13 protein-coding genes are annotated in these 19,480 nt (G+C 70.4%); 5 read left to right on the top strand and 8 right to left on the bottom strand.

Annotation, left to right across the window (positions count from 1 at the left end; genetic code table 11):
* Window positions 1-73: 73 nt before the first annotated feature.
* Window positions 74-1,138, bottom strand: a complete 1,065-nt coding sequence (locus ACFY2Q_RS16720; RefSeq protein WP_387131041.1) for an RNA polymerase subunit sigma-70 — start codon at window positions 1,136-1,138, stop codon at window positions 74-76.
* A gap of 290 nt (window positions 1,139-1,428) precedes the next feature.
* Between ACFY2Q_RS16720 and ACFY2Q_RS16715 the strand changes: the two genes are divergently transcribed.
* Window positions 1,429-2,781 carry an FAD-dependent oxidoreductase gene (locus ACFY2Q_RS16715; protein ID WP_387131289.1) on the top strand — a complete coding sequence of 451 codons (1,353 nt, stop codon included), beginning with the start codon at window positions 1,429-1,431 and terminating at the stop codon, window positions 2,779-2,781.
* 221 nt (window positions 2,782-3,002) lie between these two features.
* Here ACFY2Q_RS16715 and ACFY2Q_RS16710 read toward each other — a convergent pair whose 3' ends face one another.
* Window positions 3,003-4,628, bottom strand: a complete 1,626-nt coding sequence (locus ACFY2Q_RS16710; protein WP_387131040.1) for an MFS transporter — start codon at window positions 4,626-4,628, stop codon at window positions 3,003-3,005.
* Between the two features lie 271 nt (window positions 4,629-4,899).
* Here ACFY2Q_RS16710 and ACFY2Q_RS16705 point away from each other — a divergent pair, with 271 nt between their 5' ends.
* Window positions 4,900-6,474 (top strand): 4-hydroxyphenylacetate 3-hydroxylase family protein, encoded by a 1,575-nt coding sequence (locus ACFY2Q_RS16705; protein ID WP_387131038.1) that lies wholly within the window; start codon window positions 4,900-4,902, stop codon window positions 6,472-6,474.
* Window positions 6,475-6,478: 4 nt separating this feature from the next.
* On the opposite strand, the gene ACFY2Q_RS16700 is transcribed toward ACFY2Q_RS16705, so the two are convergent.
* From ACFY2Q_RS16700 to ACFY2Q_RS16690, 3 genes are all read right to left on the bottom strand, one after another.
* Entirely contained in the window at window positions 6,479-7,795 is a 1,317-nt protein-coding gene (locus ACFY2Q_RS16700) for a DUF4872 domain-containing protein (protein ID WP_387131036.1), read from the bottom strand.
* 246 nt (window positions 7,796-8,041) lie between these two features.
* On the bottom strand, window positions 8,042-9,397 hold the full coding sequence (locus ACFY2Q_RS16695) for an FAD-dependent oxidoreductase (protein ID WP_387131034.1): 1,356 nt from the start codon (window positions 9,395-9,397) through the stop codon (window positions 8,042-8,044).
* A gap of 307 nt (window positions 9,398-9,704) precedes the next feature.
* Complete coding sequence (locus tag ACFY2Q_RS16690; protein WP_387131033.1) at window positions 9,705-10,520, bottom strand: hypothetical protein; 816 nt, start codon at window positions 10,518-10,520, stop codon at window positions 9,705-9,707.
* Between the two features lie 397 nt (window positions 10,521-10,917).
* On the opposite strand from ACFY2Q_RS16690, the gene ACFY2Q_RS16685 reads away from it, so the two are divergent.
* Entirely contained in the window at window positions 10,918-12,303 is a 1,386-nt protein-coding gene (locus ACFY2Q_RS16685; protein ID WP_387131031.1) for an aspartate aminotransferase family protein, read from the top strand.
* 101 nt (window positions 12,304-12,404) lie between these two features.
* A complete protein-coding gene (locus ACFY2Q_RS16680) occupies window positions 12,405-12,959 on the top strand; it encodes a TIGR03086 family metal-binding protein (RefSeq protein ID WP_387131030.1) in 555 nt (184 codons plus the stop codon).
* Between the two features lie 110 nt (window positions 12,960-13,069).
* Here ACFY2Q_RS16680 and ACFY2Q_RS16675 read toward each other — a convergent pair whose 3' ends face one another.
* Both ACFY2Q_RS16675 and ACFY2Q_RS16670 read right to left on the bottom strand, forming a co-directional pair.
* Window positions 13,070-14,290: a cytochrome P450 gene (locus tag ACFY2Q_RS16675; protein WP_387131029.1), complete on the bottom strand. Its 1,221-nt coding sequence runs from the start codon at window positions 14,288-14,290 to the stop codon at window positions 13,070-13,072.
* A gap of 70 nt (window positions 14,291-14,360) precedes the next feature.
* On the bottom strand, window positions 14,361-15,608 hold the full coding sequence (locus ACFY2Q_RS16670; protein WP_387131028.1) for a cytochrome P450: 1,248 nt from the start codon (window positions 15,606-15,608) through the stop codon (window positions 14,361-14,363).
* A gap of 278 nt (window positions 15,609-15,886) precedes the next feature.
* On the opposite strand from ACFY2Q_RS16670, the gene ACFY2Q_RS16665 reads away from it, so the two are divergent.
* Entirely contained in the window at window positions 15,887-17,071 is a 1,185-nt protein-coding gene (locus ACFY2Q_RS16665) for an acyltransferase family protein (RefSeq protein WP_387131027.1), read from the top strand.
* 126 nt (window positions 17,072-17,197) lie between these two features.
* Here ACFY2Q_RS16665 and ACFY2Q_RS16660 read toward each other — a convergent pair whose 3' ends face one another.
* Complete coding sequence (locus tag ACFY2Q_RS16660; RefSeq protein ID WP_387131026.1) at window positions 17,198-19,381, bottom strand: molybdopterin-dependent oxidoreductase; 2,184 nt, start codon at window positions 19,379-19,381, stop codon at window positions 17,198-17,200.
* Window positions 19,382-19,480: the final 99 nt, after the last annotated feature.

Raw genomic sequence — 19,480 nt, 5'->3', positions numbered from 1 at the left:
GGGCGGCGGTGAGCCGGGGAGGTCACCCGGATCGGGGCGCCGGTGATCGTCGCCCCACGCGGAGGCGGCGGGGTCAGAGAGCTGCCGGCAGGCCGAACGCCGGGAACAGGTCTGGTTCGAAGGCGGTGATCTCCACGATCTTGCCGTCGGCGATCCGGAGCACCTCCAGCACCTGCGGGCGGAAGGCGGTGTCGCCCGGACGGCGTACGTAGTGGGCCGCCGCCGGCTGCCGGTTGGCCCGGGTCGGCACGCTGCGCCACTGGCCGAGGTAGGCGGGCGAGCCCGGGTCGAGGACGTCGCGCAGGCTGTTCAGGAACGACGACCGGCCCCACCAGGCCGGGTCCGGCATGCCCGGCACGCACGGCACCGACATCGGCATGGTGATCCGGATGTCCTCCCGCAGCAGTTCGGCCATCGCACCGGTGTCGGCGCGCTCCAGCACCCCCATGTAGCGCTGGAGAAGCGCACGCTCCTCGCTTGTCGCGTCGTCCGCGGCCGCCCACTCGCTGCGGTGCGGCGGCAGGTGGTCCTTGAGGTTGCCCCGGGCCCGCTGCAGCGCGCTGTTGGCCGAGGCGACGCTCACCTCAAGCAGCTCGGCCGTCTCGGCGGCGGGCCAGCCGAGGACGTCCCGCAGGATGAGCACGGCCCGCTGCCGGGCCGGCAGGTGCTGGATCGCGACAAGGAACGCCAGCTCGATTGTCTCCTTGGCGACCACCGCGGCGTCGGGCTCCGCGTCGGCAGGCGCGGCCGGTTCCAGCAGCCGATCCGGATAGGGCTGGAGCCAGTACACCTCGTCCGGTGTGGTGGGACGGAAAGCGCCATCGGTCAGCACGGGGCCGCGGCCGGCGCGGGGCTGCCGGGGGTGGCGGTTGAGGAAGTCAAGGCAGGCGTTCGTCGCGATGCGGTAGAGCCAGGCGCGGAAGGTGGACCGGGCCTCGAACGTGTCCCGTTTGCGCCAGGCGCGCAGGAAGGTCTCCTGGACCTGGTCCTCGGCGTCCTCGAAGGAGCCGAGCATCCGGTAGCAGTGGACCTGCAACTCACGGCGGTGACCTTCGACCAGACGAGCGAAGGTGGCCTCGTCGACGGGCATCGACGGGCGCGCCTCGAACTGGGTGGAGTTGACACTGACACGGCTCACAGATCGTGCCCCGCTCCCGACAGCAACTGTTCGATGACGGTCGGCCAGAACCGTAGCACGGCGGCGGTGCCAGGCAGCCAACTTGTGGCGCGCTGGCGCCGGGCGTCAGCCGCAGCGCACGGCAAAGGATGCGACAGGTATCGGGTGACGGTGACGCTGACCGCAGTGGCCGGCGCGCGGCGACCGCTGGGCCATAGGGGCCACGTCGTCGCCGACCGAGGAACGGTCGTCGTCAGGAGGTTGCCGCAGTGAGTGAGATCGGTAGACGCGCCGTCGTGCTGGGCGGCAGCATGGCCGGCGTCCTCGCCGCCCGGGTGTTGGCCGAGTCCTACGGCGAGGTCCTGGTCGTCGACCGGGACACGCTGTTGGGCGTACGCGAGCCCCGGCGCGGCGCACCGCACACGGTGCACGCGCACGGCCTGCACGCCCGTGGTCACCTCAACATGGAGGAACTCTTCCCCGGCATCACCGACGAGTTGACCGCCGAGGGTGTGCCGACCGGGGACCTCGGCGAGATGCGCTGGTTCTTCAACGCCCGCAAGATCCGCCCCGCTCACACCGGCCTGGTCTCGGTCACCGCGCCGCGACCCGTGCTGGAGCACCACGTCCGCAGCCGGGTCGCGGCCCTGCCCAACGTGCGGTTCCTGGAACAGCACGACGTCCTGGGCCTTGTCACGACCGACGATCGGGAGCGTGTCGTCGGCGTCCGGGTGCGCTCCCGCGCCGTGGACGCCCAGCCACAGGAGCTGGAGGCGGACCTGGTGGTCGACGCCACCGGGCGCGGCTCGCGTACACCGGCGTGGCTGGCGGAGCTCGGTTACCGGCGGCCGGATGAGGACCGGGTCAAGGTCGGGCTGGCCTACACGACCCGGCACTACCGGCTGCGTCCGGAGATGTTCGAGGGCGTGCAGTCGATCAACCCGGTCGCCTCGCCCGCGCACCCCCGTGGCGCCTTCTTCGGCCAGGTCGGCCGTGACGTCTGCATCCTGTCGCTTACCGGTGTGCTGGGCGACCATCCGCCGACCGACCACGAGGGGTTCCTCGCCTTCGCCCGATCGCTCCCGGTGCCGGACGTCTACGAGGGGGTACGGGACGCCGAGGCGCTCGACGACCCGGTGTCCTTCACCTTCCCGGCGAGCGTCCGGCGTCGCTACGAGCGGCTGACCCGGATGCCCGACCGCCTCCTCGTCATGGGTGACGCGGTATGCAGCTTCAACCCGGTCTACGGGCAGGGGATGAGCGTCGCGTCCATCGAGGCGCTGACGTTGCGCGAGCACCTGCGGCGGGGTCGACCGCCGCGGACGGGCGAGTTCATGGCCGACATGTCCCGGGTGATCGACACTCCGTGGGACATCTCCGCGGGTGGTGACCTGGACTTCCCGGGCGTGCAGGGGCGACGGACCCTGCAGGTGCGGGTCGGCAACGCCTACATGGCCCGGGTGCAGTACGCGGCCACCAGGGACGCCCGGGTGACCGAGGGCTTCATGCGTGTGGCCGGGCTGATGGATCCGCCCCAGGCGCTGATGCGGCCGGCGATGGTGCTGCGGGTGCTGCGGCACGCGCCGCTGCGCCCGGCAGCTCCGCCCGGCAACCCCTCGCCCGCCACGCCCCGGGCAGGCACGGCGGTGCCGCCGGCCGCCTGATCCCGTCGCCGTGAACCGCCCCGGGCCGTGCGTCGGCCCGGGGCGGCTTGCGTCCGCCGACACCCACGGTGGGCCGTGGTCGGACAGGCGCCGACACCCACGGTGGGCCGTGGTCGGACAGGCGTGCCGGCAGCCGGGCGGATGCCCAGGAGTCACACCGGCCGCTCCGGCCCCCGCGAGGGGTGACCGGAGCGGCCGCGGTGGATCGGCGACGCGGTGGCTCAGTGCACCGGCTGCGCCGGGACTGCGGCGTCCGAGGTGGGCTCCGTCTCCTTCGGAGGCATGCCGGGCATCGGCATGTCACCGAGCGACGGCACGTGCCGCAGCCCGAAGAACGCCACGACGGCCAGGGCGACGAAGAGGAACACGCAGACCAGCGCGACGGTGTTCAGGCCGCTGGTGAACGCCTCCCGGGCCGAGTCGAGCAGCGCGCCGGCGGGCGAGCCGCCGACCTGCTCGGCCACCACGTTGGCGCCGGCGATGCTCTCCTTGGCGGTGGCCGCCGCGTCCGCCGGCAGGTCGGCCGGAACGCTCACCTGACCCCGGTAGGTAGCGGTGCCGATGAGGCCGAGGATTGCCACACCCAGGGCGACGCCCAGCTCGCCGACGGCCGAGGAGAGCGAACCGGCGGCGCCGGCCTTCTCCGGCGGCGTGGACGACATCACCAGGAACGGGGTCATCGGGCCGATGGAGGCACCACCGACGTAGACGATCCCGAGACCGACAAGCAGGGTGGTCAACCCGGCGGTGCTGCCCACCTGGGTCAGCACCACCATGCCGAGCGCCGCGATCAGGGAGCCACCGGCGAGCACGTAGGCGGGTCGGACCTTGCGGGCGATCGCCGGCGCCAGGTTGCCCACGACGATCATTACGACGGACGGGATCAGCAGCAGCGTGCCGACCCGCACCGGGGTGAGGCCCTCGACCATCTGCATGTAGAGGCTGCCCATCAGACCGGCGCCGCCCATGACGAAGGCGATCATCAGGGCCATCGTCAGGGCCGTCGAGAGCGCGCGGATCTTGAACAGGCTCAGGTCGAGCAGCGGGTGGGTCAGGTGGGCCTGTCGACGCAGGAAGACGACGAGGAAGACCAGCCCCGCCACCAGGGAGATCAGCGGCACCGGCGCCCAGCCGTCGCGCGCCAGCTCCTTGAGGCCGTAGACGAACGGCAGGATGGCCAGCAGCGACAGCGCCACGCTGAACAGGTCCAGACGGCCAGCGCTCGGGTCCTTGGACTCGGGGATCAGCGCCGGGCCGGCGAGCAGCAGCAGGCCCATGATCGGGACGGCGAGCAGGAACACCGAGCCCCACCAGAAGGCGCCCAGCATCAGGCCGCCGACCACCGGGCCGAGCACCACACCGGCCATCAGGGACGTGCCCCAGACGCCCATGGCGGCGCCCATCTGCTTCGGGTCCTTGAACATGGTCCGCAGCAGGGCGAGGATCGACGGGATCAGCGTCGCGCCGGCCACGCCGAGCAGCGCGCGGGCGATGATCAGGACGATCGTCGAGGTCGCGAACGCGGCAAGCAGCGACGCCGCGAGGAACGCCGCGCCGCCGAACAGCAGGACCTTCTTACGCCCGACCCGGTCGCCCAGCGTGCCCATGGTGACCAGGAAACCGGCGATCAGGAAGGCGTAGATGTCCGAGATCCACAGCTGCTCGGTGCTGCTCGCCCCCAGGTCCGCGGTGACGTGTGGCAACGCCAGGAACATGACGTTGAGGTCCACCGTCGTCAACATGGTGGGCAGGCACATCACGGCCAGGGCGAACCACTCCCGCCGGGTGGCCCGAGGAGCCACGGCCGGGGTGGCGGCTGCGCCCCCCTGCCCGTCGACTGTTGTCATGCTCTTGGTCCTCTCGATTACGGCCGCGCTGTCCCGCGGCTCACTGTTGAGACGGCAGCGCCCCGAAAAAGTCATCGCTCTATGGGCTGCCGTGTCACGAGGGGTCCGGGCGGAGGCCGCCACGGCCCGGCGTCTTCCCGGTTGCGCTGTGCCGCGTACCGCCTTGTCCCAGCCTCCGGCGCTCACCATGCTGAATGCGGGCCAGGCCGGCGTGACGGCTGCCCGGTCCGATCGGACCCGATGGCCTGCCCGGCCCGGCGAAAGGCGACCCATGACCGAGTTGGCAGACCGACCGACGGCCGACGTCCGCCGGACCCGCCCGATGACCGGCGACGAGTACGTCGAGTCGCTGCGGGACGGTCGGGAGATCTACCTCTACGGCGACCGGGTACGGGACGTCACCCGGCACCCCGCCTTCCACAATCCGGTACGGATGACCGCCCGGCTCTACGACGCCCTGCACGATCCACGGGCCCGTCCGGTGCTGACCACGCCCACCGACACCGGCAGCGAGGGCTGGACGCACCGGTTCTTCACCACGCCGCACAGCGCCGAGGACCTCGTCGCCGACCAGCGGGCCATCGCCGCGTGGGCCCGGTTGAGCTACGGCTGGATGGGGCGCAGCCCGGACTACAAGGCCTCGTTCCTCGGCACGCTCGGCGCCAACGCCGACTTCTACGAGCCGTTCGCCGACAACGCCCGCCGCTGGTACCGGGAGGCGCAGGAGAAGGTCCTCTACTGGAACCACGCAATCGTGCACCCGCCGGTGGACCGGTCCCGGCCGCCGGACGAGGTCGCCGACGTCTTCATCCACGTGGAACGGGAGACCGACGCCGGGGTGATCGTCAGCGGCGCGAAGGTGGTCGCCACCGCGTCGGCGTTGACCCACCACAACTTCCTGGCCCACTACGGCCTGCCGGTCCGCAAGCGGGAGTTCGCCCTCGTCGCGACCGTGCCGATGGACGCCCCCGGGATGAAGCTGATCTGCCGACCGTCCTACTCGGCCACCGCCGCGGTCATGGGCAGCCCGTTCGACTATCCGCTCTCGTCACGGCTGGACGAGAACGACACCATCCTGGTGCTGGACAAGGTCCTCATCCCCTGGGAGAACGTGTTCATCTACGGCGACCTCGGCAAGGTGCAGATGTTCGCCGGCAAGTCCGGCTTCACCGAGCGCTTCACCTTCCACGGCTGCACGCGCCTCGCCGTCAAGCTCGAATTCATCGCCGGCCTGCTGGCCAAGGCCCTGGACACCACGGGAACGTCCGACTTCCGGGGCGTGCAGAGCAGGCTGGGGGAGGTGCTCGCGTGGCGCAACCTGTTCTGGGGGCTCTCCGATGCGGCCGCCCGCAACCCGGTGCCGTGGCACAACGGCGCGGTCCTGCCCAATCCGGCGTACGGAATGGCGTACCGCTGGTTCATGCAGGTCGGCTACGCCCGCGTCCGGGAGATCATCATGCAGGACGTGGCAAGCGGCCTCATCTACGTCAACTCCAGCGCCGAGGACTTCGCCAACCCCGACCTGCGCCCCTATCTCGACAAGTACGTTCGTGGCTCGGGCGGGGTCGAGGCGGTCGAACGCGTCAAGATCATGAAGCTGCTCTGGGACGCGGTCGGCTCCGAGTTCGGTGGCCGGCACGAGCTGTACGAGCGCAACTACGCGGGCAACCACGAGAACACCCGGGTCGAGCTGCTCAACGCCCAGATCATCGGTGGCGAGCTGGACAGCTACAAGGCGTTCGTCGACAAGTGCCTGGGGGAGTACGACCTCAACGGCTGGCTTGTCGACGACCTCGACTCCTTCGAGGACCTGCGCGGGCTGCGCGACGTGCTGCGCGACAGGTGAGGGCTCACCTCAGCACGTGGCGCAGCGCCCCGACCGCCTCGCGCTCGGTGTCGTAGACCGCCTGGATCTGCTCGGACAGCCGGGCCAGGTCCGGCTCGGCGGGGAGCTTGCGGTCGTACTCGCCGATCAGGTCCCACAGCGTGTCGGCGGCCTCGGCGCGTTCGGCGACGGCGGAGTCGCCGGCCGCGACACCGGCGGAGATGGTGGCGACCAACTCCCGGAGCCGGGCGTACTCGGGGACGTCCCAGGGCAGCGCCGTCTCGGCCACGTCGTGCCACAGCCGCGCGGAGTCGCGGAACAGCCGCGCCGCGTCGGCCGCCGCGTCGGCGGAGTCGCCGAGCAGGGGCGCCGCCTCGTCCAGGAAGTCGGCGTAGAGGCCGCGCAGGTTGCCGCCGGTGAGCCCGGCCGGTTCGACGTGCTCCCAGACCGACAGCAGCGTGGTGACCATCCCCGCCTTGCCGTACAGCTTGGGCCAGCCCTTGGCGTTGCGGGGATCGGTGACCAGTCGGCTCCACTTGCTCCACGCCGGCAACGCGACGGTGGCGGCCTTGGCGTCCAGGTGCGCCACGCAGTCGGCGATGCCGGCGCGCACCGCGTCGGCCAGTGGGAGTGTCTCCGGCACCGAGTCCACGACGATCATGCGGTTCTTGGTGGAGCTGACCCGGGCCCGCGCGTCGGCGAGGGTGTCCGCGTCGACGGTGAGCGGGGCGAGGTTGCGGTCGTCGACCCGGATGCCGTCGTCGGTGACCGCGTACGCCACCACGGGACTGCGCCGGGCGCCGGAGAAGACCGGACGGCCACGGCCGGCCAGCGCGGGCTCCGGGGGCAGGTGCCAGTAGCCGACCAGCTGCCGGTCCGGCGCGATCATGACCGGGGTGCCGTCGGCGAGCTGCTCGTGCAGCGCGGTGGACGCGGACTTGCTGCTGCCTGTCGTCTTCACCTGGTAGCCCACGCCGAGCCGGTCCATTGTGCGCTCGGCCCAGTCGTGGAAGGTCCACCGGTAGCGGAATCCCAGGAAGAGGTTCGGGGTCTGCCCCTTGATCTCCCAGAGCATGTAGCCGGCCCCGAGGCCACCACCGACGCCGAGCAGCATCGCCTCGGTCAGCTCCGCGTCGCTGGAGCCGGCGCCCAGGTGGGTGAGCATGTTCGTCACGTTGGAGGTCTCGGCGTGCAGCCCACCGCGTAGCGCCCAGCCGGCGTCGGTCACCGGCCGCGGCGCTGTCCGGGCACCGGACAGCTCGGCACGCGCGGTCGGGTAGCTCTCGCCGGTGCGGGCCATCCGGGTCCGGATGCGGGCTTCGCTGGGCTTGCGGGTGGTCATGGTCCCCCTCGGGCGAGCTGTCGCTGGCGGCCGGCGGGGCGGCCGGGTACGTAGCCGGGCGCGCCAGGGCCGGGGCGTCCCGGTCGACGCCTCGTCGGAGGATACGTGCTAGCGGCGACCGTCGGGGTTGGTTCGACACGCGAGCCGCCATGACGACGGAAGGACCTCGCCCCCCGGTGGGGGCGAGGTCCATCGTGCCGTCGTCTGTCGGCCGGGAGGACGACAGGTGCCGGGGTGACCGGCGGGTCAGAACCGCCCGCCGAACAGCGGCATCTCGGCACGCGAGTGACGCATCACCCGCCACACCACGGCCGGGCGCAGCAGGGCCTCCAGCGGGTCGACCAGACCGGCGGAGCGCATGAACGCCTCGGTGAGGCTCGCGTCCTTGGTGGCCGCCATGTGCAGTCGCTTCATGTACGCGTGCAGCATCAGCACCTTGCGGGTGCGCTTGCCCTCGACGTCGGGGAAGCTGAGGTTGATCGCCTCGGTCATCTCCCAGGCCGGGTCGATGATCCGCCCGACCGTACGCATGAAGTCCTTGGCCTGTGGGGCCTGACCCGAGCGCAGCAGGTCCCGCAGCGCCAGCGCCTGCAACGCGGCAAGGGTCTGCGCCTGGGCGAACACCGGGTTCGGGGTGCAGACCGCGTCGCCGAGCACCAGCAGGCCGTCGGGGAAGCGGGACATCAGCTCGTAGCGCCGGCGCAGCGTGGTGGGGAACTTGAACAGCACCGGGTCGTCGAGCGGCTCGGCGTCGGAGATGCCCTCGTAGATCTCCGGGGCGGACAGCGACTTGACGAACTGGTTGAAGCCCTCCGGGTCGGTGGGCGGGTGGTCGCCCATGATGCCGTACGTGGTCAGCTCTACCCTGCCGCCGTCGGACTTGGTGAAGATGGCGCCCCGGGGGTTGTCCGCCGACGCCACCGAGATGATCGAGTGGCTGGTGCCGAACGGGTCGTGCCGCAGCTTGTAGTGCCGGGTGACGTAGCCGAGCCCGATCTTCGTGCCCTCCTCGGGCACGCGCTGGTAGCCCTGCGCCTCCAGCCAGACCGGGGTGCGCGACCCCCGGCCGGTGGCGTCGACGACGAGGTCGGCGGTGAGGATCTCCTCGCTGTTGCCCTCGCCCTGGCGCTGCACCCGCGCCCCGATGACCCGGGACTTGTCCGAGCTGAACACCAGGCCGGTGATGTCGGTGCGCTCCATGAAGGTCACGTTCTTCAGCGCGGCGACGCGCCGCCGCACGTGTCCCTCCATGATCGGCCGTCGGGCCGCGACGCAGGTCAGGCCGGCCCGGGTCTGGGCCAGTGGCCTGCCGTTCATGTACCACTTGACAGTGCCGGCCAGGTCGGTCAGCGGGCATCCGGCGGTGACCATCTGGGCGGTGATCTCGGGGAACAGGTCTTCCATGGCCCGGGAGCCGCGGGCGATGAGGCCGTTGATGTGACGGCCCTGCGGTGCGCCTCGGCGCGCGTCCCAGACGTCGACCATGTCGTCGCGATCGACAATGACGACCTCTCGATAGCCTTCGCTGAGCGCGCTGGCGGCGAACAGCGCCGTGATGCTCCCGCCGAGCACCACCACGCGATTTCCAATTTCGGAACCCACGGCTAACCTCTCCTGCCTGTCGAGCGAAACCGGGGAAACTGTCAGCGGTGGGGAATCGTGATTGGTGCTTCTCACACTCCGCCAATGCCGCTTCATAGCCGCCGACAAATGATGCCGGACCAGCTGGCGAAAAACGTTCTGCCGACCGGTCTTCTTCTAATCGGCCACAACGTAATGGTGGCATTAGGCGGCGGGGGAGGGCATCTTCTGTGTTGCCCCGGTCTTTCGTTCATGGCGGAGGACTCCTCGCGCCGCAAACACGACCGTGCCCACGCCCGGAACGGGCGTGGGCACGGAAGTGCGTAGCTCAGACGATGCCGCGCGCGGTGGCCAACCGGTGGAAGTTCGCCGCCATCTTGTTCGCCGTTTCGATGTCGGTGACGATGCCGTAGTAGAGCACGTTGCCCATCACCACCATCACGATGTGCTTGAAGCGGTCGATCCCACCGTTGGGCTCGACGCCGCCGTAGTACGTCTCAAGGATCTTGGTGCCCGCCGCGTCCTTCTGCGGCGGGAACGTGATCCGCTGGACCAGGCCCTTGACCTCGGCGCCGGCCAGCGATGGCGTCTCGAAGTTGACGTTGCTGAGCTTGCCCGGGGTCTTGCCGTCCAGCGTGATGTCGCCGTTGTTGCAGGCGGTCGCCGCCTTGTGCATGGCGTCCAGCTTCGGCCCCTCCGGCAGCTCGACCACGAAGTGCGCGAAGAAGTTGTCGTGGCCCAGGTTGTGGTCCTTGCCCACCGGGCTGGCGGTGTTGAACTGCATGAACCCGTTCAGGCCGGCGATGGTTGCCGGCGCCGCGGTCTGTAGCGGGGTGCCGGCCGCGTCGCCGATGGTCACGTAGTTGACGCAGGAGTCCGGAGTGAAGGCCATCCCCTTCGGGGGCGCCAGCAGTGACTTCTCCGCCACCTGCTTGAAGTCGAAGGTCAGCACCTCGTCCTTGCTGGCGTCGTCGTGCGGGTTGGTCAGCAGGTCCTTGAGGTCGGCGGGCGCCTTCGGCGTCGCCGGGGCCGGCGTCTCGGCCTTGGCGTCGGTGCCGGCCGAGTTGCCGTCCCCACACCCAGCCACCAACACCAGCATCACCGCGGCCATCACCGCGGAAATCTTTCCGCCCCGTACGGGCATGTTCTCCCCCATCCTGGTAAATGCGGCTTCAAATTCGTTCGCGCCGCTGATTCATGAGCGAAATGGGTGGTCGACAGCTGTTTCTGCGGCCCGCCACCACTTAATACCTCGAACGCGTACGGTAAGCAGTGGTCCGGCTTGTCGGCATCTTCCAGAGTGCTTATTTCGTGACCCGGCACCACGACGTGACCCATGCGGGGCGTTGCGCACGGCCGAAGATGTTCTGGCCGCCTGCGGCTGCCATTGTTTCGGGGAGTCCACCGGTAGGGCGCAGGTACGCCCGGCCGCCCACGCCTCGAGGAACAGGTGCGGTGGTGGACACAGTGGATCGCCGCCTGTCGGCCGTCCCCACCACGTACCGCGAAGCCCGCATCGTCTGCAACGAGGGAGTAGTCACGTGACGATTTCTACGACCAGAGCCGGGCGCGCCGTGTCCGGTGCCGACCTGGGGGAGCTGGACAAGCGCTACGTCCTGCACTCGCACCAGCGTGACAAGCGGCCGTTCCGCCGGATGATGGTGCGGGGCGTCGGCTCCACCGTGTGGGACGCCGAGGGCCGGGAGCTCCTTGACATGCTCGGTGGCGGCATCTGGGTCGCCCAGGTCGGCCACGGTCGCCGGGAGCTGGCCGAGGCGGCCGCCGCGCAGATCACCGAGCTGGCCCACTTCACCAGCTTCTTCGAGTTCGGCAACGACAAGTCCGCGCTGCTCGCCCAGCGGCTGGCCGACCTGGCACCGGGCGACATCAACCGGGTCTTCTACACCTCCGGCGGCTCCGAGGGCGTGGACACCGCCATCAAGCTGGCGCGGCTCTACCACCACCGGCGCGGGCAGACCGAGCGCAACTGGATCATCGCCCGGCACTTCGGCTACCACGGCGCCACCCTCGGCGGCGGCACCGCGACCGGCATCCCGGACATGCAGATCGGTGTCGGCCCGAACCTGCCGCACGTGGAAAAGGTCACCCCGCCGTACCCGTACCACAGCGAGATGTACGGCGGCGAGGACCCGACCGCCTTCCTGCTGCGGGAGCTGGAGGCGACGATCGAGCGGCTCGGGCCGGAGAACGTCGCCGCGATGATCGGCGAGCCGATCCTCGGCGGTGGCGGCGTCATCGCCCCGCCCGCCGACTACTGGCCGCGTGTGCGCGAGCTGCTTCGCGGCTACGGCATCCTGTTGATCGCCGACGAGGTGATCACGGCGTTCGGTCGTACCGGCACCTGGTTCGACTCCGCCGACCGTGGCATGGACGCGGACATCATCGTCACCGCCAAGGGCCTCACCAGCGGCTACCTGCCGCTGGGCGCGGTGCTGATGCGCGACGGGGTGGCCGACGTCATGGCCGCCGGGGAGGCCAGCTTCTTCCACGGCCACACCTACTCCGGTCACCCCACGGCCTGCGCGGTGGCGCTTGCCAACCTGGACCTGCTGGAGAACGAAGGGCTGCTGAAGCGGTCGTTGGAGATCGGTGACTGGATGCGGGCGGGCCTGGCGCCAGCCGCGGCCCTGCCCGCTGTCGGCGAGGTGCGCGTCGAGGGCGCGACCGTCGGCATTGAGCTGGTCAGCAACCCCGAGACGCGGGAGCCCGTCGCGCCGGACCTCGCGCTGGCCGTCGCCGACGAGCTGTACGAGAACCACCGCGTCATCACCCGCAACTACGGCCCGACCCTCGTGCTGTCCCCGCCGCTGGTCCTCGACGACCAGCAGGCCAAGCGGGCGTCCGCCGCGATCGTGGACGTGCTGTCCCGATTGGACGTCGAGGCCGGCAAGGTCAACCCCAGCTGACCCGCCCCGATCCCCGGTGCCCGGCAGTGGCTGTCCCCGCCGCTGTCGGGCACCGGCGTGTGCGAGACCGTTACGCGGCCGGCACGTCCTATAGTGCCGCGATGGACGAGGTCGTGGATCGGTACCTGCGCCGCTTCGACGCGTTCGCCCGGACGGCCGCGACGGTGCCGGACGCCGGCTGGGACGGCCCGACACCCTGCGGTGACTGGACCGTGCGCGATCTGGTGACCCACGTGGCCGAGATGAACACCATCCACCTCGGACGCGCCGGGGCGCCGCCGCCGGTCGTGCCGCCTGTGACCGAGGACCCGCTCGGCGCGTGGAACGCCATCCAGCAACAGGTACGCGCTGCGCTCACCGACCCCGAGGTCGCCGGCACGCGGGTCGGCGGACGACTGGGCGACTGGACGTACGCCGAGGTCGTGGACCGGGCGATAGGCATGGAGCTGGTGGTGCACCACTGGGACCTGGCTCGTGCCCTCGGATTCCGGGCGCGCGTCGACCCGGCCGACATCGACCACCTCTGGCGCACGATCGAGCTTGTCGGCGAGGACGAGGTCCGGTTCGGCTTCGGCCCAGCAGTGCCGCCGCCGGCCGCCGCCGACGAGCAGGCCCGACTCCTAGCCCACCTAGGCCGTCACGACAACGGCCGCTAACCCCCCCCTGCCCACCCGCGATCTTGCACTTTCGGTCCCTGATTCGTCCCGGTTCGGGGCTTTGGTCCAGGCAGAAAGTGCAAGATCGCGGGGGTGTTGAGGGCGGGCGCTCAGGGTCGAGGCGTGAAGGTCACCGGCAGCCGCTCCAGGCGGTGCAGCACGAAGCTGGCCTTCCACGTCAGGTCGTCCGCCGGCACGGCGAGCGCGAGGCCCTCCAGCCGCCGCAGCACCGTCTCGAACGCCACCTCACCCTCCAGTTTGGCGAGCGGCGCACCGAGGCAGAAGTGGATGCCGTGGCTGAAGCTGAGGATCTGCCCCTTGTTCTCCCGGCGCACGTCGAGCCGGCCCGGGTCGGCGAAGACCGACGGGTCGTGGTTGGCCATCGCTGCGGCGATGACCACGTGCTCGCCGGGGTGGATCTCGAAACCGCCGATCTCGAGTCGCTCCCGCGCGAAGTGGTACGTCACGCAGGACACCGGGCTGTCGTAGCGCAGCAGCTCGTCGACGGCGTTGGGCATCAGCGCCGGCGTGGTCCGCAGCAGTTCGGCCGCCTCGGGGTGCCGCAGCAGCGCGAGCAGACCGTTGGCGACCAGGTTGACAGTCGTCTCGAAGCCCGCGCTGAGCAGCAGCAGCGCGTTGGAGCGCAACTCCAGGTCGCTGAGCCGGTCACCCTGCTCCTGAGCGGCGATCATGGCCGAGATCAGGTCGTCGCGGGGATCCGCGCGGCGCAGCTCGACCAGGTCGCTGAGGTACCTGTCGAACCAGGTGCCCGCCGCGATGATCGAGTCGAAGCTCGCCGAGGCGTTGATGCCGGTGAGCGTCTCCGCGTGGTGTTCGAACTCGGCGCGGTCCTCGTACGGCACGCCGAGCATCTCGCTGATCACCGCGATCGGTAGCGGCAGGGCGAGGTCCCGGACGAGGTCCGCCTCCCCCCGCGCGATCACCTCGTCGAGCAGCCGGTCGGTGATCTCCTGGATCCGCGGCTTCATCTGCTCCACGCGGCGCCGCGTGAACGCCTTGGACACCAGCCGTCGCAGCCGGGCGTGGTCTGGCGGGTCCGCGAAGAGCATGTGCCGGGAGAGCGGATAGTCGTCACTGGCCAGCGGGTGGTATTTGTGCAGCTCCGGATCGGCGGCGTCGATGCTGCGCACCAGCCTGGGGTCGGACAACGCCTCCCGAGCCTCGCGGTTTCCGGTGACCAGGACGGACGGCATCCCGTCCGGCAGGGTCACCCGGTGGACGGGTCGCCGCTCACCCAACTCGGTGAGCAGCGCCAACGGGTTGGCGAACACCTCTGTGCTCAGCGCGACTGCGCCGTCTGGGTTGTGCATCGGTCTCCTCGGTGACTGCGGCGGGATGAGCAGGCCGCCGGAGGCTCCTCCGGCGGCCGGGCAGTGCGGTTCACCAGACGACGGGCAGGCACGCCAGGCGCTCGACGTCCCCGCTCTGGAAGGTGGGGATCTGTGCGGCCGGCACCGCGAGCCGCAGGTTGGGCAGCCGTCGGACAAGCGCGCGGAACGCGATGTCCAGCTCCAACCGGGCCAGGTTGTGCCCCAGGCAGTGGTGGATGCCGAAACTGAAGGCGAGGTGGTTCGACGGCGGCCGGGTGACGTCGAGGACTCCGGGGTGGCTGGTGACGCTCGGGTCCAGGTTGGCCCCCGCGAAGCTGACGAGGATGCCGTCACCGGCCCGGATGACGTGGCCGCCGATCTCGATGTCCTCGGTGGCCACCCGGGCGAGCTGCTCCACGAGTGAGATGTGGCGCAGCATCTCCTCGACCGCTCCGGGCACCAGGTCGGGATCGGCCACCAGGCGCTGGTACTGGCCCGGGTTCTCCAACAGGGCGAGGGTGCCCAGCCCGATGATGCTCGACGTGGTGATGGTGCCGGCGACCAGGATCGCCATCGCGAAGGAGACCAGCTCCTTGGGGGTCAGGGTGCCCTTGGAGACCTGGCCGGCGATCAGGTCGTCGATAAGGCCGGTGGCCGGTTGCGACTGCCGCGTCTCGACCAGGCCGGTCAGGTACGTGGTCAGCCACTCCATCGCGTCGTCGGCGCGCTCCGGCTCGAACAGGTCGCGGGTGAGCGGCTCGAAGATGGCACGGTCGGCGTACGGCACTCCGAGGTAGGCGCAGACCACACGGGTCGGCACCGGAGTGGAGAACGTGGACACCAGGTCACCCGGAGGGCCCTCGTCGAGCAGGGTGTCCAGGCACTCCTCGACGATGCGCTCGATCTCCGGGCGCAGCACCGCCACCCGCCGCACGGTGAAGCGCGGCACGAGCATCTGCCGCTGCCGGGTGTGCTCCGGCGGGTCCACCCCGAACAGGGCGCCGGCAAAGCCGCCCTCCTCCTCCTTCGCCATCTCCCGGGTGGCCCGCATCCGGGTGTGGCGCTCGTCCATCACCGGATAGTTGGGGAAGTCCGAGCGGTTGGAGACCCGGCGGTCGGCGAGCAGGGCACGGGCCTCCGCCGGCCCGGTGATGAACCAGGCGACCTTGCCGTCGTAGAGCCGCACCTTCGAGACCGGTCCGGGCTCACGCAGGCGTGCGGTCTCCGGCGACGGGTGGTACGGACACTCACGGGGGATCGGGTAGCTGGGCAGTTCCGACGAGCCCGGCTCCGATGTGGTCTTCGTAGGCACGGCCATGGCCACCTTTCGAACGAAAGTGGAACCGTCGTCCTGCGGACGGCGCGGTCTGCTGCTGACAGGACACCGTCAACCGTCTCTTTCCCTGGCTGGCCTGCGCATCCTCCCGATTGCGATGGGCGCTGCCGCGGCCCGGCCCGGTCGGCTGCCACGCGCCCGCAGATCAGCATTTCCGGAGAACTGACGGGGGATCCACGTTGCTAGATTGCCGGCAACGCAAATGGCAGTCGCGTCTGCCGTGTACATAGATCTGGCGCCCGGAGAGGACGGCCGCGAAAATGACAGCGATAGACGAGGCGTCGACACAGACGAAGGAGTCCGTTCCGACGAGACTTCCGTCCCTGACCGCACTGCGCATCATCGCCGCGAGTCTGGTGTTCATCGGGCACGGGCTGATCTTCCCGTTGTTCCGCAACGGCGACGTCAACGAGATGTACGGCAGACTCGCCCACAACACCGGATCGGTCGGCGTCGCCTTTTTCTTCGTACTCAGCGGATTTGTCCTCACCTGGTCCGCCCGGTCGAGCGACTCCACTGGTGCGTTCTATCGCCGACGCTTCTTCAAGATTTTCCCCAATCACGTGGTGGTCTATCTCGGCGTGTTGGCCCTGATGTTGATCGCCGGTCTGCCGGTCATGCTCGGGCCGACCCTGGCCAGCCTTCCGCTCATCCAGGGCTTCCTGCCGGATCCGAATTACCACCTGTTCGCGGTAAACGGTGTCACCTGGTCGCTCTCGGTCGAGCTGCTCTTCTACGCGCTCTTCCCGCTGCTGCTGCCGCTTGTGAACCGGATCCGGCCGCAGCGGCTCTGGCTCACCGCCGGGCTGTTCACCGCCGGAGCCATGCTGCTGCCGGTGATCGCCCGCGCGGCGCTGCCGGACGGCCCGCTGAGCCCGATGTCGACAACGCTGACCTGGACGGAGCAGTGGTTCATCTACTTCTTCCCGCCGGCGCGGCTGTTCGAGTTCCTGGTCGGCATGGTGATGGCCCGGATCCTGATCTCGGGTCGCTGGATCGGCCTGCGCACCGTGCTGCCGACGCTGCTACTTGTCGCGGTCTACGCGGCGACGATCCCGCTGAGCCTGATGGACGGCTACCAGTCGGTGCTGCTCGTCCCCATGGCACTGCTGATCACCGCCGCCGCGGCGGGCGACGTGGCGGGCCGCCGCTCGCTGCTGAACAACGGGCCGATGGTCTGGCTCGGCGAGATCTCCTACGCGTTCTTCCTGGTCCACGTGCACGTCCTGTTCCTGCTGCACGCGGCGGTGAACGGTCAACTCGGCGTGCGAGCGGCATACCAGCCGTACCAGTTCGACACGTTCACCGGCTTCGCCTTCCTGATCGGCGTCTACCTGGTCTGCATCCTCGTCTCCTGGGTGCTCTACACAGTCGTGGAACGGCCCGCGATGCGGCTCTTCGCGTACCCCCGGCGTGAGGAGCGGGCTCCGTCCGTGCCTCGCTGACCCCGCCGCCGGCCCCGGCCGGCCGGTGGAGGATCCCCGGTGGGTGGCAGCGTCGCCAGCCCGCCGGGGATCCGACCGTCGACAGCGCCCCCGCCCGGATCGGGCGGGGGCGCTGTGTCGTGGCGATCAGTCCGCGGGAGCAGGCGCGGGCGCGACAGTCACCGGGACACCGCTGAACACGGCGTTGCCGGAGAGTACGTCCACGACCCTCTCGTCGGTCAGGGCGTTCGCGTTGACGCCCGGGTCGCGGGCGGCCAACCGCTGGCCGGTACGGCGATGCCCCCAGCCGTGCGGCAGGCTCACCACGCCGGCCATCACCGTGTCGTTCGGCTCCACAGGCACGACGACCTCGCCTGTGGCGGACCGGACGACGGCGTGCCCGCCGAGGCCGAGCCGTGTGACATCGGCCGGGTTGACGTGCAGGGTGCACCTGTTGCTGCCGCCGGTCAGCGACTCGGTGTTGTGCAGCCAGCTATTGTTCGAGCGCAGCTGGCGCCTGCCGACGAGGAGGAACTCCGGCTGCGGCCCGGCGAAGCGGGTCCGCAGTCGCGCCACGTCCGCCGTCAACGGCGGCGGGGCCAGCTCGACGCGCCCCGACGCGGTGCGCAGCAACTCCGGCAGGCGCGGCTCCAACGGCCCCAGGTCGATGCCGTGCGGATTGGCCCGCAGCTTCTCCAACGACAGGTCGTACGGCCCGAGCCGCAACATCGCGTCGAGCATCAGCTCCGGGCCGCTGTCGCCTGTCAACTCGGCGCGCAGCTGCGCCACGTCCGCGCCGGCGAGCGGCGAACCCGGCGCGGACGTGCCGCCGCGCAGCACCGCGTCGATGATCGCCTCGTCGGCCAGTGCCGGGTCGGCGTCGGCACCCTGACCGGTGATGATCAGCAGCAGCCGGGCCATGATCTCGGCCTCGGACGGCTGGCCCGGTGCCAGCGGCAGGATCTGCGGCGAGAACCGGGTGTAGTTGCGGACCGTCACGATCAACAGCAGGAAGTCGTAGTGCGGCATCTGCAGGATCCGGGGCGGAGGCAGGATGACGTCCGCGTGCCGGGTGGTCTCGTTGAGGTACGGGTCGATCGCGACCATGAAGTCCAGGTCGGGCAGCGACTGGTCCAGTCGTGGCCCGTTCGGCGCCGAGAGCACCAGGTTGCCGGCGATGCAGACGAACGCGCGGATCTGACCCTCGCCCGGGGTGTCGATCTCGTCGGCGAGGGTCGCCACAGGGATCTCCCCGAGCACCTCCGGCAGCTTGCGGACCCGGCTGTGCCACCGTCCCGTGGTGAACGGCTGTCCGGTGCGGAAGATCTCCAGCGCCGCCGTCCGGGTGAACATCACCCCGCCGGGGCGGTCGAAGTTGCCGGTGAGGATGTTCACCACGTCGACAAGCCACTGGGCCAGGGTGCCGAACTCGACTGTGGACGTACCCACTCTGGTGTAGACCGCTGCGGTGGGCGCGGCGGCCAGGTCACGGGCGAGCCGTCGGATGTCGGCGGCGGCGACTCCGCAGACCGGCGCCACCGCCTCCGGGCTGAACTCGTCGGCCAGGGCGCGCATCTCGTCGAGGCCCTCCACCTCCACGTCGACCTGGGTCAGCCCGTCGGTGAAGAGGGTGTGGACGATCCCGAGGAGCAGGAACGCGTCGGTGCCGGGACGGACCGGCAGGTGCTCGTCGGCGAATGCCGCGGTGCGGGTCCGTCGTGGGTCGACCACCACCACCCGGCCGCCCCGGGCCCGCAGCGCCCGCAGCCGGTTCCCGAAGTCCGGCGCGGCGCAGAGCGACCCGTGTGACTCCAACGGGTTCGCCCCGATGATCAGCAGGTAGTCGGTCCGGTCCACGTCGGGCACCGCGATGGCGAACGGGTCGCCGAACATGTAGCCGGTCGAGACGTGCTTCGGGATCTGGTCGATAGTGCTGGCCGAGAAGACGTTGCGGCTACCGAGGGCCTGGGTCATCGGCTCGCGGTACATGAAGCCCGCCATGGTGTGGTAGGTCGGGTTGCCGAAGTACACGGCGAGCGCCTCGCGGCCGTGCTTCGCGATCACCCCGCTGAGGCCCTCGTCGACCCGGCGGAAGGCCTCCTCCCAGCTCACCTCCCGCCACTGGTCCCCATCGCGGACCATAGGCGTGCGCAGCCGGTCCGGGTCCTCGTCGAGCCGGCCGAGGCTGGCACCCTTCGGGCAGACGTACCCGCCGCTGAACGGGTCGTCGGGGTCACCCCGGACGGAGGTGACGTGGTCGTTGTCGTCGAGGGTGAGCCGCAGGCCGCAGACGGCGTCGCAGATCGGGCAGGTCCGGTGGACGGTTCGCATGGTGCTCCTGGGGGTCGGGCCCAGCGCCGACCGTGGCACGCGGGACGGGACCTGACCCCTCCCGCCGGCTGGCCGGGGGACCTCGAAGGGTCCCCCGGC

It is taken from the genome of Micromonospora sp. NPDC000316, assembly GCF_042898885.1.
GTDB lineage: Bacteria > Actinomycetota > Actinomycetes > Mycobacteriales > Micromonosporaceae > Micromonospora.
Note: the sequence above shows the minus strand (reverse complement) of the source record. Positions and strands in the feature narration are given on the sequence as shown.